This is a genomic window from Actinomadura sp. 3N508, assembly GCF_044326375.1.
In the GTDB taxonomy this organism is placed as follows: domain Bacteria; phylum Actinomycetota; class Actinomycetes; order Streptosporangiales; family Streptosporangiaceae; genus Spirillospora.
In genome coordinates this window covers 297,872-310,165 of sequence record NZ_JBIRAX010000004.1, presented here as the reverse complement: position 1 = coordinate 310,165, position 12,294 = coordinate 297,872, and the positions used below count along the sequence as shown (strand labels likewise).

The 12,294-nt window shown below is 73.8% G+C and carries 10 protein-coding genes; 6 read left to right on the top strand and 4 right to left on the bottom strand.

All coding sequences use genetic code 11. The features are described from left to right. Window positions 1–6: 6 nt before the first annotated feature. Together ACH34S_RS16845 and ACH34S_RS16840 are read right to left on the bottom strand one after the other, a co-directional pair. A complete protein-coding gene (locus ACH34S_RS16845; RefSeq protein WP_395953585.1) occupies window positions 7–1,560 on the bottom strand; it encodes a glycerol-3-phosphate dehydrogenase/oxidase in 1,554 nt (517 codons plus the stop codon). Continuing rightward, window positions 1,557–2,159 carry a TetR/AcrR family transcriptional regulator gene (locus ACH34S_RS16840; RefSeq protein WP_395953584.1) on the bottom strand — a complete coding sequence of 201 codons (603 nt, stop codon included), beginning with the start codon at window positions 2,157–2,159 and terminating at the stop codon, window positions 1,557–1,559. The genes ACH34S_RS16845 and ACH34S_RS16840 overlap by 4 nt, the downstream gene beginning before the upstream one ends. A gap of 60 nt (window positions 2,160–2,219) precedes the next feature. Between ACH34S_RS16840 and ACH34S_RS16835 the strand changes: the two genes are divergently transcribed. The 5 genes from ACH34S_RS16835 (at window position 2,220) to ACH34S_RS16815 (ending at window position 9,507) form a co-directional block, all read left to right on the top strand. Continuing rightward, complete coding sequence (locus ACH34S_RS16835) at window positions 2,220–3,812, top strand: FAD-binding oxidoreductase (protein WP_395953973.1); 1,593 nt, start codon at window positions 2,220–2,222, stop codon at window positions 3,810–3,812. A 53-nt stretch (window positions 3,813–3,865) separates the two neighbouring features. Further along, window positions 3,866–4,756: a diacylglycerol/lipid kinase family protein gene (locus ACH34S_RS16830; protein ID WP_395953583.1), complete on the top strand. Its 891-nt coding sequence runs from the start codon at window positions 3,866–3,868 to the stop codon at window positions 4,754–4,756. Window positions 4,757–5,115: 359 nt separating this feature from the next. Beyond that, on the top strand, window positions 5,116–6,630 hold the full coding sequence (locus tag ACH34S_RS16825; protein WP_395953582.1) for a metallophosphoesterase family protein: 1,515 nt from the start codon (window positions 5,116–5,118) through the stop codon (window positions 6,628–6,630). A gap of 158 nt (window positions 6,631–6,788) precedes the next feature. Next, window positions 6,789–7,295, top strand: a complete 507-nt coding sequence (locus ACH34S_RS16820) for a DUF4234 domain-containing protein (protein ID WP_395953581.1) — start codon at window positions 6,789–6,791, stop codon at window positions 7,293–7,295. 490 nt (window positions 7,296–7,785) lie between these two features. Continuing rightward, complete coding sequence (locus ACH34S_RS16815) at window positions 7,786–9,507, top strand: bifunctional 3'-5' exonuclease/DNA polymerase (RefSeq protein WP_395953580.1); 1,722 nt, start codon at window positions 7,786–7,788, stop codon at window positions 9,505–9,507. Here ACH34S_RS16815 and ACH34S_RS16810 read toward each other — a convergent pair. After that, a complete protein-coding gene (locus ACH34S_RS16810; protein ID WP_395953579.1) occupies window positions 9,489–10,175 on the bottom strand; it encodes an SGNH/GDSL hydrolase family protein in 687 nt (228 codons plus the stop codon). The genes ACH34S_RS16815 and ACH34S_RS16810 overlap by 19 nt on opposite strands. Window positions 10,176–10,183: 8 nt before the next feature. Beyond that, window positions 10,184–11,572: an MFS transporter gene (locus ACH34S_RS16805; RefSeq protein ID WP_395953578.1), complete on the bottom strand. Its 1,389-nt coding sequence runs from the start codon at window positions 11,570–11,572 to the stop codon at window positions 10,184–10,186. 112 nt (window positions 11,573–11,684) lie between these two features. On the opposite strand from ACH34S_RS16805, the gene ACH34S_RS16800 reads away from it, so the two are divergent. Then, a complete protein-coding gene (locus ACH34S_RS16800; RefSeq protein ID WP_395953577.1) occupies window positions 11,685–12,293 on the top strand; it encodes a TetR/AcrR family transcriptional regulator in 609 nt (202 codons plus the stop codon). The last annotated feature ends 1 nt before the right edge of the window (window position 12,294 follow it).

The following is a 12,294-nucleotide window of genomic DNA, read 5'->3' as shown; positions in this document are numbered from 1 at the left end:
AAACGATCAGCGCAGGGCGGCCCGGGGCAGCAGCGCCTCCGCGGCGGGGCGCGCGGCGGCCCGGTCGGACGCGACCAGCCCGATCCTGGTGCGGCGGTCCAGGAGGTCACCGGCGGTGAGGGCGCCCTCGTGCCGCACCGCCCACGCCAGCTCCACGCCGAGCACCGGCAGCCCCGGCACGACCGGCTCCAGCAGCGCCGGGTCGTCCGCGGCGAGCGCGGCCACCAGCGGCGCCTCGACCCCGTACCGCTGGACGAGACGCCGCGGGGCGTCGAGCGCGTCGAGCCGGTCGCGCGCGGCGGCGCCGGCGAGCGGGAGCCGGGCGGTCCGGCTCGGCCCCGCGTCCAGGCCGCGGATGCGGAGGGCGGCGTCGACGGCGTCCTGCGCCATCCGCCGGTAGGTGGTGAGCTTGCCGCCGACGATCGTGATGACGCCGTCCCGCGAGGTCAGCACGGCATGGCGCCGGGAGATGTCGGTGGTGGCCTTGCCGTGGCCGGCGTCCAGCAGCGGGCGGAGCCCGGCGAACGCGCCGATCAGGTCCGCGCGGCGGACGGGAACGTCCAGCGCCGAGCCGAGCACGTCCAGCAGGAACCCGATCTCGCCGTCCGTCGGCTCGGGGACGTCCGGGATCGGGCCGTCGGCGGGCTCGTCGGTCAGGCCCACGTACACGCGGCCGTCGCCCTGCGGCATCACCAGCAGGAACCGGCTGGACGTGCCCGGGACGGCGACCTGCATCCCGGCGGTCAGCCCGCGCAGCGTCTCCGCCCGCACCACGATGTGGGTGCCGCGCGAGGGGCGCAGCCGCACCCCGTCCACCAGGCCGCCCGCCCAGACCCCGGTCGCGTTGATCACCGAGCGCGCCCGGATCGAGAACTCGCGGCCGGTCAGCTCGTCGCGGACCTGCGCGCCGTCGCCCGCGAGCGCGACCGCGCGGCAGCGGGTGAGGACGCGGGCGCCGTGCCCGGCGGCGGTCCTGGCGATCGCGGTGACCAGCCGCGCGTCGTCGGCGAGCTGGCCGTCCCACGACAGCAGCCCGCCGCGCAGCCCGTACGGGCGCAGCGCGGGCGCGAGCCGCAGCGTCTCGACCGCCGACAGGCGGCGCGGGCCCGGCAGCACCGAGCGCGGGGTGCGCGCGGCGAGCCGCAGCGCGTCGCCCGCGTGGTAGGCGGCCAGGGTGGCGGCCGCCCGGGTGCGCGGCACCAGCGGCGTCAGCGGCGTGACGAACGGCAGCGCCCGGACGAGGTGCGGCGCGGTGTGCCGCATCAGCACGCCCCGCTCGACCGCGCTCTCGTGCGCCACGTCCACCTGCCCGGCCGCCAGGTAGCGCAGCCCGCCGTGGATCAGCTTGGAGCTCCAGCGCGACGTGCCGAACGCCAGGTCGTGGGCGTCGATCGCGGCGACCGACAGGCCCCGGGACGCGGCGTCCAGCGCGGCGCCCGCCCCGGTCGCGCCGAGGCCGACGACCAGCACGTCCACGATCTCGTCCGGCAGTTCGGCGAGCTCGCGCTCCCTGCGCGCGGCGTTGAGCGACGTCCGCGGCTCCGGTTCCGGTGTTCTCATGGCGCGAGCATCCTTTCCAGGACGTGGTGCAGGTCGGCGTCGAAGGCGTCCGAATCGAGCTCGCCGTCCGCCTCGTCGATCACCGTCCGCCCGGACAGCACATAGGACTGGACGACCAGCAGCACCGACCGTGCCTGCCGGGCGGGATGGTCGCGGCGGATCGTCCCGTCGGCGTGGCCCGCCCTGAGCGTCTCCTCGAACTGGCCCAGGAACACCAGCTGGCTGGCGCCGCAGCGGTCCACGATGTAGGGCAGCAGCAGTTCCGGGTCCACCTCGATGATCTTGCGGAACAGCGGGTGGTCGCGAAACGTCCGCACGCCGGTGACCAGGCCGTCCACCATCCGGGGCCGGACGGGACGGCCGTCGTCGGGCGGCTGCAGCGAGAGCCCGACCCACTCGCGGGTCATCAGGTCGGCGACGATCGTGCGGACGTCCGGCCAGCGGCGGTACAGCGTCATCCGCGACACGCCCGCGCGGCGGGCGATGTCGGTGAGCGTGGTCCGGCGCACGCCGACGGCCAGCACGCAGGCGCGGGCGGCGTCGAGCACCACGTCGTCGGCGGTCCGCCCGGCGGGTCTGTTGTGACGATTCGACGTCATGTGTCACAGTGTAAGCACAAACTCGATGACCTGGGGAGGCGCGGGGTGCGGACGCGGGACATGCTGTGGAGCGGCTGGGGCGACCCGGGCCGGGCCGCGCCGCTGCCGGAGGCGGTGGCGGGGCTGCTGCGCGATCTGCTCGGCGTCCGTCCGGCCGAGGCGCCGCCGGTCGCGCTGGCGGACGTCGAGGTCCCCGAGCCCCGGCTGACCGCCGGCGGGCTGGCCGCGCTCGCCGGGATCGTCGGCGACCGCAACGTCCGGGCCGACACCGAGTCGCGCGTCCGGCACACGCGCGGCAAGTCCACGACGGACCTGCTGCGCCTCCGCGCGGGGGAGACCTCCGGCGCGCCGGACGCGGTCGTCCTGCCCGGCACGCACGACGAGGTCCTCGCGGTGCTGCGGGCCTGCGCGGACCACCGCATCGCGGTGGTCCCGTTCGGCGGCGGAACCTCGGTCGTCGGCGGCCTCGCACCGGGGGACGTGGACGCCTTCATCGCGCTCGACCTCCGCCGCATGGACGCCGTCGTGTCGATCGACGAGGTGTCGCGGACGGCCGTCCTGCAACCCGGCCTGCGCGCGCCCGACGCCGAGGCGGCGCTGGCGGAGCGCGGGTACACGCTCGGGCACTTCCCGCAGTCCTACGAGTGGGCGTCGATCGGCGGGTTCGCGGCGGCGCGCTCCAGCGGGCAGGCGTCCGCCGGGTACGGGCGGTTCGACGACATGGTCGTCGCGCTGACCGCCGCGACGCCGGAGGGCACCCTGGAGCTCGGCCGGGCGCCGAAGTCCGCCGCCGGGCCCGATCTGCGGCAGCTCGTCCTCGGGTCGGAGGGCGCGTTCGGGGTGATCACGTCGGTGACCGTGCGGATCCGGCCGGTCCCGGCGGCGAAGGCGTACGAGGGCTGGCGGTTCGCGTCCTTCGGGGAGGGCGCCGCCGCGCTGCGCGGGCTCGCCCAGGACGGCCCGCTGCCCACCGTGCTGCGCCTTTCCGACGAGACCGAGACGATGGTCGGGCTGGCCGACCCGTCCGAGCTCGGCTCGGGTTCGTCCGCCGGATGCCTGGCCGTGCTGGGCTTCGAGGGGACACTGGAGCGCGTCGCCGAACTCCGTGCGGGCGCGGCGGACGCGCTGCGCGCCGCGGGCGGCGAACCGCTCGGCGCCGGGCCGGGCGAGAAATGGGAGCACGGCCGCTTCGACGCCCCCTACCTGCGCGACGCGCTGCTGGACGCGGGCGCGTTCGCCGAGACGCTGGAGACCGCCGCCTTCTGGACGGACGTCCCCGCCCTCTACAAGGCAGTCCGCGCCGCGCTGACCAACGCTCTCGCCGACGCCGGGACGCCGCCGCTGGTGATGTGTCATATCTCGCACGTCTACCCGTCTGGCGCGTCGCTCTACTTCACCGTGGTGTCCGCGCAGGGCGAGGACCCGGTCGCGACCTGGGCGCGGGCCAAGCGGGCCGCCGGGGAGGCGATCATCGACGTGGGCGGCACGATCAGCCATCATCACGGGGTGGGCACCGACCATCGCGACGCGTACGCGCGGGAGATCGGGCCACTGGGCGCGGCGGTGCTCCGCGCCGTCAAGGACCGGGTCGACCCGTCCGGGATCATGAACCCGGGCATCCTGATCCCGCCCGTCGCGAAGGAGCACCGATGAGCGAAGCGAACCGGGGGGTGTGGGGGGTCGACCCCCCACAGGAAGGTAGGCACATGGCCGAGGCACGCTCGTTCACCGCCATCGTCAACCCGGCGGCGGGCGGCTCCGCGTCCGCCTCCTCGCTGATCACACCGGCCCGGCTGCTGCGCGAGGCGGGCGCCGAGGTCGCCGTGGAGTACAGCCGCGGCCTGGAGCACGCCGCCGACGTCGCCCGCGCCGCCGCGGAGGACGGGCGCGTCGTGCTGGCCGTCGGCGGCGACGGCATGGCCGGCTGTGTCGGCGGCGCCCTCGCCGGGACGGACACGATCTTCGGCATCGTCCCCGCCGGGCGCGGCAACGACTTCGCGCGGCAGCTCGGTGTCCCGTCCGATCCGGAGGAGCTGGCCAAGCTGCTGCTGGAGGGCGAGCCGCGCGCCGTGGACGCCATCGACGCCAACGGGACGGCCGTCCTCGGCAGCGTCTACGCGGGCGTCGACGCCGTCGCCAACGACAACGCCAACAAGACCCGGCTGCTGCGCGGCTCGGCCGCCTACTACTTCGGCGCCCTGCGCGCGATCGTCTCGTGGCGGGCCGCCGACTACCTGATCACGGTGGACGGCGAGACGCGCGAGCGGCAGGGCTACACCGTCGTCGCCGCCAACTCCGGCTACTACGGGTTCGGCAAGCACATCGCGCCCGACGCCCGCGTGGACGACGGGCTGCTCGACGTGATCCTCATCCGGACGGCGCCCAAGCGGCTGTTCTTCGCCGTCATGCGCGAGCTGGAGGACGGCACGCACGTGCGGCGCCCCGAGGTCGAGGTCATGCGGGGTGAGGAGGTCCGGATCGAGCTGGCGGGCCCGCCCGGACGGACGCTCCCGTACGGCGCGGACGGCGAGCTGCCAGGCACGCTGCCGGTCACGGCCCGGGTCATGCCCGGCGCCCTCCGCGTCCTGGCCCCCTGACGCCCCGGGGCATCTCCTGGACTTGGCCCGAAGTTTGGGTCGATTTACGACTGCATTACGGCCCCTCGGGTACGGTCAGTTACGTCCCGCTAAGGGACCTTGGGGTTGTCTGCGGAGACATCATGGGAAGGCGACTGATCGCCGTTCTGGGGGGACTCATGATGACCGCGGACACCCGCGACGTGGTGGCGCCGGCGTCTCTGGGGGTGGCGCCGGTGTCCACCACGCTTATGGCCGCCGCGTAGCCCGTTCCTGGGCGCGCGCAGAAAGGGCCGATGCGCCCCGGTGAGTCGCTTGACGACCGGAATCGCCTCCGGACACGCTGTGAGAATCCCCTCACACGCTGCCGGAGGCGCCCTGTGTCCGCCGAGGAATCCCCCGGTCCTGAGAGCTCGCGCGACTCCGAGGCCGGGGCCGGGTGGGCCTGCGGGAAGCCCGGTACCTTCCATGACCTGCTTCCCGAGCGCGTCGCCGACTTCTCCTGGCGCCGTCCGAAGGTGCTGTGGCGGTCCCGCAACGACGTGCTCGCACGCTGGTTCGGCGACCCGTCGAACGCGATCCGCGGCCGCTGCATCACGGCCCTGGGCGAGCGCGGGACGCCCGCCGCGTTCACCGTCCACCGCTCCGACCCGGAGTTCTCGTTCGTCCTGCTCGGCGACACCGGCGAGGGCGACAAGTCGCAGTACGCGGTGGTCCCGCCGCTGCTGCACGCCGCCGGCGACACCGACTTCATGATCATCGCCAGCGATGTGATCTACCCGACCGGGGACGCGTCCCAGTACACCGAGAAGTTCTTCCGCCCCTACAAGGACTACCAGGCCCCCATCTACGCCGTGCCGGGCAACCACGACTGGTACGACGGCCTGCGCGGCTTCCTCCACGTCTTCTGTGACCTGGACGCCGACTGCACGCCGCCGCCCTGGCGCGGCCCGCTCTCGTTCCTCCCGCGCATGCTCTGGCGCCGCCCCGGGCACGTCGACCGGGACGCGCTCGCGGAGGCCCGCCGGAAGTACCGGGGCGCGCCCGGCCAGCAGGCCGTCCAGCCGGGGCCGTACTGGGCGATCGACACGCCGTCGCTGCGCGTCATCACCGTCGACACCGGGATGACGGGCGTCGTCGACCGCGCCCAGGGCCGCTGGCTCCGCGAGGTCTCCGCGGGTCCGAAACCCAAGCTGCTCGTGACCGGAAAGCCCCTCTATGTGGACGATGATCACCGTCCGGGGACGATCGAGGGCGGCGGGACGATCGACGAGATCGTCCGCGACCCGGCGCACAACTACGTCGCGGCCATCGGCGGCGACACCCACAACTACCAGCGCTACCCGGTGACGACCGAGGGCGGGCGGACGATCCAGTACATCGTCTCCGGCGCCGGGGGCGCGTTCATGCACGCGACCCACATCATCCCGAAGACGCACACCGTGGACGAGGACGACTTCCGCTGCTACCCGCTGCGCGGCGACTCCCTCTCCCGCTACAGCAGGCTGTACGGCCGGTGGCTGCACCTGCCCAGGCTCTTCGAGCTCACCCCCGAGGAGGCGACGGCCGCCGTCGAGCACCGGCTGGGCATCACCGCGGGGCGCGGCTACGGCAAGCCCGCGCCGACCCGCCGCGCCCGCTTCGTCGCCGCGCTCCTCGGCGTCCCGCGCGACGGCCGGGCCCGGTCCCGGTTCCTGCGGTTCCCCGTCCGCAAGGTGCCGCAGCGCTTCCGCTCGGAACTGGCCGACTGGGACGACCCGCCGTTCTTCAAGAGCTTCCTGCGCCTGGACGTGACCGAGTCGCAGCTGCGGATCCGCTGCCACGCGGCGACCGGATGCGGCGACCACGAGACGGCACCTCCGTGCGAGGACGAGGTGACGATCGACTTGCGTTGACCAGCCGATCTCTAGAGAATTCGCCGGTAATGTCAGGAAAGTCGGCGATCCCCGCGCGTCCCGTGCGCGGATGCCGTTACAGTCTTGGCTCACCGAACGGGTGAACGGTAACGGACGGTCGGCCGGAGAACGACCGCGTCCTTCAGGAGCGAAACTCAATGAGCTACCCCCAGCAGGGCCAGGGCCAATCACACCAGCAGCAGCAGGCCTACCAGGGCGGCTACGCGCCCGCCCAGCAACAACAGCAGGGCGCCGTCGCGCGCGGCACCGGCATCAACATGAAGCGCCGCAACCCGGCGGGCGTCTGGCTCGGCCTGCCGATCATCACCTTCGGCATTTACGGCCTCGTGTGGTTCTTCAAGGTCCACAACGAGCTGCACGAGTACGACCGCCGCATCGACAACGCGGCCACCAACGCGCTGCTCTCGATGCTCTTCGGCGCCATCACCCTCGGCATCTGGCCGCTGATCATGTGGGTGAAGCTCGCGGGCCGCATCGCCCAGGCCCAGCGCGCCGCCGGCCTCCAGCCCAGCTGCAGCGGCGGCATGGGCTTCCTGCTCGGCATCATCGGTTTCGGCACCCTCTACTACCAGATCCAGCTGAACAAGGTCGTCGACCGCTACGGCGAGACGCCCGCCGGCCAGCAGGTCTCCCTGGTCGCCTGACCGACCTCGGGGGCTACGGCCCTGGCTCCCCGCAAGCCAACAGAGAACCCCTCCGCGCTCACCCGTCGCGGAGGGGTTCTGTTGTTTATCTGGGGGGCGACCCCCAGACCCCCGGCTGCGCGGCACGGGTCTCCTCGCTTCGGTCGCTGGCGCTCCCTGCGCTGCGGGGACGCGGCGCGCCGGGCAGGCCCGCTGCCTTGTTTACCTGGGGGGCGACCCCCAGACCCCCGGCTGCGCGGCACGGGTCTCCTCGCTCTGGTCGCTGGCGCTCCCGCCGCTGTGGGGACGCGGCGCGCCGGGCATGCCCGCTGCGCTCGCTGGGGCTCGCTCCGCGTGCCTGCCCGTAACTGGTGGCTGTGGTTCAAACTGCCGGGGCTGGGGTTCAGGCCGTCGCCGTGCTGCGGGGACGCGGCGCGCCGGGCGCTGGGGTTCAATCTGCCGGGGTCGGGGGTTCGAGCCTCTGTCGGTGGGTGGGGGCAGTATTGGGCGTGTGAGGGTCGCGGTGGCGGTTGGGGCGCGGGGTGGGGGTGACCTGCGCGTTCTTGAGGAGGACGGCTCGCCTGCGGGGGCCGTCGAGCATGTGCCGGATCTGGTGGCGGCTATTGCTGAGCGCGAGAAGGCTGAGGCGCCCCGGTGGGTGTGGGCGTCTACGGCGCGGATCTATCCGCGGCTCATCGAGGCGGGTGTGCGGGTGGGGCGCTGTCATGATCTGGAGCTGGTGGAGAGTCTTCTGCTTGGGCATGCGGGCCGGTATGGGGAGCCACGGTCCGTCCGGGCGGCGTGGGCTCGGTTGCGGGGAGAGCCGGTGCCTCCTGATCGGGTCCCGCAGGAGGAGTCAGCGCAGGGTTCGTTGTTCGAGGATGAGCGAGAAGAGGCCGCTGACGACATCGGGCAGGTTGTTGGTGTGCATGCGGAGCAGCAGCGGGGGATGCGCGGGCTGGACGGGTTCGCTCTGCTGGCGGCGGCCGAGTCGGCGGGGGCGCTCGTGGCGGCCGAGATGGGGCATGACGGGCTGCCCTGGTCGGCGGACGAGCACGACGCGCTGCTCACCGAGCTGCTCGGGCCGCGTCCGGCCCGTGGGCTGCGGCCTCGCAAGCTGCAGGATCTCGCTGATCGCATCAGCGCGGCGTTCGGCCCGCGGGTGCACGTCAACCCTGATTCGCCCGCGCAGATTCTCAAGGCGTTCGCGTCGGCCGGGTTGCCGGTGACGTCGACGCGGGCGCATGTGCTCAAGCGGCTCGACCATCCGGCCGTGCCGCTGCTGCTGGAGTACAAGGAGCTTTCGCGTCTCCACACGGCACACGGCTGGGCGTGGCTCGACACGTGGGTGAGCGGCGGGCGGTTCCGTCCCGAATATGTGGCAGGCGGCGTGGTGTCCGGGCGGTGGGCGACGAGCGGCGGGGGAGCGCTGCAGATTCCGCGCGTCCTGCGGAAGGCGGTCGTCGCCGACCCGGGCTGGTCGCTGGTCGTCGCCGATGCCGCGCAGCTCGAACCGCGCGTGCTCGCCGCGCTGGCGGGCGACCGGGCGTTCACCGACGCCGCCGCGCACGGCGACCTCTACGCGGCGCTTTCCGACGTGTTCCACGACGAGGGCGGCGAGGGGATGAGCGCGCGCGACAAGGCGAAGCTCGCGCTGCTGTCGGCAATGTACGGCGGTGGGACGGGCGAGGCGGTGCAGCTCCTCGGCGTCCTGAAGAGCCGGTTCCCCGACGCGTTCGAGTACGTGGAGGCGGCGGCGCGGGCGGGGGAGCGCGGGGGGCTCGTCCGGTCGAGGCTGGGGCGGACGTGCCCGCCGCCGTCCGCCGGATGGCGCGAGCTGACGTCGGCGGGCGACGACGACGCGCCGGTGGCGGCGGCCGCGCAGGCGCTGCGCGGCCGCGGCCGGTTCACCCGCAACTTCGTCGTCCAGGCCACGGCCGCCGACTGGGCGCTCGCCCTCCTCGGCTCGCTGCGCCGCCGCCTCACGGCGATCGGACCGTCCTCCAGCCCCCACCCACCACCAATCAATCGACGAGCTTCGCTCGGCGCCCCCCGGTTGGTGTTCTTCCAGCACGACGAGGTCATCGTGCACGCGCCCTCGGGGCTGGCCGGGGACGTCGTCGCCGCCGTCCACGCCTCGGCGGACGAGGCGCGGCGGCTGCTGTTCGGCGACACACCGGTCGCGTTCCCGATGGAGATCGCGGTCGTGGACCGCTACTCCGACGCGAAGTAGGCCGCCATGGCGCGGACGGTATTGGCCGCGGCGAACGCGTGCCCGCGCGCGTTGAGGTGCAGCTGGTCGCCGCTGTAGATGCCGGGGTCGGTGGAGACCGGATGGTCGTAGGGGTTGGCGGCGTGGCAGGCGCCGTGCTCGGCGGCGACCTCGGCCGCCAGCTCGTTCAGGCGCCGCGTCCGGGCCGACATGACGTCCCGGTAGCGGGACGGGCCGAGGCCCGCGACGGTGATGTCGAGGAGGCCGATCGTGACGACGTCCGCGCCTGCGGCACGGAACGCGGACACGATCGCGGTCAGTTCGCGGCGCACCTCGTCCTCGTCGAAGTGCGGGCGGAGCATGTCGTTGCCGCCGGCCGCGACGAGCGCGAGGTCGGGGCCGAACGCCAGCGCTGTTTCGAGCTGTTCCGCCGCGACCTGCGCGGCGACGAGGTCGCGGCGGCCCAGGTTGCGGGCCGTGAACCCGGGCGTCACCAGGCGGAGGGCCTCCTCGACCCGGTCGGCCCACGACAGGTTGCGGTAGCCGGGCACGGGCTCGCGGACGCCCTCGGCGACGCTGTCGCCGACCGTCACCATCCGCTTCCAGGACACGCCGGCCAGCAGCGCGGCGGCCTCGGCCGTGGGCAGGACGGACGGGTCCGTCCATTCGGAAAGGGCCGTCTCGGTCATCTTCTCTCCTAGGAGGGCGCGCCGCGCCGGACGGTCAGCAGCAGCCCCGCGAGGCCCGCGCCGCCGGCGGCGAATGTGCAGAACAGGTAGACGTCGGTGTAGTCGTCGTGCACGGCCCCTGCGGGCAGCAGCGCGGCGAGCACGGCGATGCCGAACGCGCCGCCGAGCTGCCGGGCGGTGGTGTTGAGGCCGGTGGCCCCGGCGAACCGTAGCGGGTTCACGGCGAGGGCGGCGGCGGACGCGGTGCCGGTCGTGATCATCCCCATCCCGGTGCCGACCAGCAGTCCGATCGGGAGCCAGAAGGTGACGTAGTGCGGGTCGGACGGCATCGACAGCACCGCCCAGAGCCCGCACCCGACCATGATCAGCGCGCCGCCGGTCACGGCGGGGCGGACGCCGATGCGGCCGGTGAGGCGGCCCATGAGGATCGCGGCGGCGGTGGCGGTGAGCGCGCCGGGCGTCGAGGCGAAGCCCGCCTTCAGGATCGAGTAGTCCCACTCCGCGGTGAGGTAGAGCACGCCGACCAGCAGCCACGTGTAGAGGGCCGTCCCGTACAGGAACGAGGCGGCGTTGGCGACGGCGAACTGGCGGCTGCGCCACAGCGAGATCTCCAGCGCGGGCACCGGATGCCGCGCCGACCGCCACAGCGCCAGCGCGACCAGGGCGCCGCCGCCGATCAGCAGGGCGAGGGTGCGCGCGTCGGTCCAGGCCCAGTCCTGGGTCTGGGTGACGCCGAGCGCGACCGCGCCGACGCCGCCGCCGAGCAGGACGGTCCCGATCAGGTCGGGCAGGCGTCCCTTGCCGTGCTCGGCGCGGGGGAGGCGCAGCCCGCCCAGCAGCAGCGCGAGCCCGACGGGCACGTTGATGAGGAACAGCGACCGCCAGCCGAACTGGTCGACCAGGATCCCGCCGAGGCTGGGGCCGATCGCGGCGGCGAACGCGCCCGCGGCGCTCCACAACCCGATGGCGCCCGCGCGCCGCTCCGGTGGCGTGTCGCGCAGCAGCAGCGCCAGCGACGCGGGGATCATCGCGGCGGCCGCCGCCCCCTGGAAGGCGCGCGTCGCCAGCAGGATCGGCACGTTCGGCGCGAGCGCGCAGGCCAGCGACGCCAGCGTGAACAGCCCGATGCCCCAAAGGTAGAGCGTCCGCCGGCCGACCAGGTCGGCGAGCCGCCCGGCGGGGGCGAGCAGCGCCGCGAACAGCACCGCGTACAGGGTGATCACCCAGGTCAGCCCGGACAGCGAGGCGCTCGGGAAGTCGGCGTGCAGGTCGGGGACGGCCAGGTTCGCGACGGTGGCGTCGAGCATGGCCAGGAACGTCGCCCCGGCCGCCAGCCAGGGCACGTCGCGGCGTGCGCGGGGCGCGGCGTCCGGCGCCGCTGCGGTCTCAACGGACATGGGTGCCCTCCAGAAAAATAAACGACCGTTCGTACAATCTTCTTTGGAGGGCCCGTCCGTCAAGGGGGTGGCGGCATTGACTTTGAACGAACGGTCGTGCAGATTAGGCCGCGTGAGCACCGACGGAAGGATTCTCAAGGGCGAGCAGACCCGCAGGACGATCCTCGACCGCGCCGCCGACATCGCCTCGGCGGAGGGCCTGGAGGGCCTGTCGATCGGCCGGCTCGCCACCGAGCTGCAGATCAGCAAGAGCGGCGTGTTCACGCACTTCGGGTCCAAGGAGGAGCTGCAGCTCGCGACCGTCCGGCGGGCCGTCGAGGTGTTCCGCGAGCACGTGATCCAGCCCGCCCTCGCCGTCCCCCGGGGCCTCGGCCGCCTCCGGGCGCTCCTGGACGCGTGGCGCCGCTACCAGCGCGAACCCGTGTTCCCCGGCGGCTGCTTCTTCGACTCCACGATGGCCGAGTTCGACGCCAGGCCCGGCCGCGTCCGCGACGCGATCGCGTCCTCGCAGCGCGACTGGCGCGAGTTCTTCGAGCGCTGCATCCGCGAGGCCCGCGACCTCGGCGAGATCGACGCGTCCGCCGACGTCGCGCAGCTCGCCTTCGAGCTGGACGCCCTCTGCCGCACCGGAGCCACGTACGCGCTCCTGCACGACGACCCGTCCCTCTACGCCCGCGCCGCCCACGCCATGGACACCCGCCTCGCGGCGGTGACGACCTGAG

Excerpts from the sequence above, each read along its gene's own strand:
- ACH34S_RS16845 (WP_395953585.1), bottom strand. The coding sequence starts at position 1,560 with ATGAGAACACCGGAACCGGAGCCGCGGACGTCGCTCAACGCCGCGCGC.
- ACH34S_RS16840 (WP_395953584.1), bottom strand. The coding sequence starts at position 2,159 with ATGACGTCGAATCGTCACAACAGACCCGCCGGGCGGACCGCCGACGAC.
- ACH34S_RS16835 (WP_395953973.1), top strand. The coding sequence starts at position 2,220 with ATGCTGTGGAGCGGCTGGGGCGACCCGGGCCGGGCCGCGCCGCTGCCG.
- ACH34S_RS16830 (WP_395953583.1), top strand. The coding sequence starts at position 3,866 with ATGGCCGAGGCACGCTCGTTCACCGCCATCGTCAACCCGGCGGCGGGC.
- ACH34S_RS16820 (WP_395953581.1), top strand. The coding sequence starts at position 6,789 with ATGAGCTACCCCCAGCAGGGCCAGGGCCAATCACACCAGCAGCAGCAG.
- ACH34S_RS16810 (WP_395953579.1), bottom strand. The coding sequence starts at position 10,175 with ATGACCGAGACGGCCCTTTCCGAATGGACGGACCCGTCCGTCCTGCCC.
- ACH34S_RS16805 (WP_395953578.1), bottom strand. The coding sequence starts at position 11,572 with ATGTCCGTTGAGACCGCAGCGGCGCCGGACGCCGCGCCCCGCGCACGC.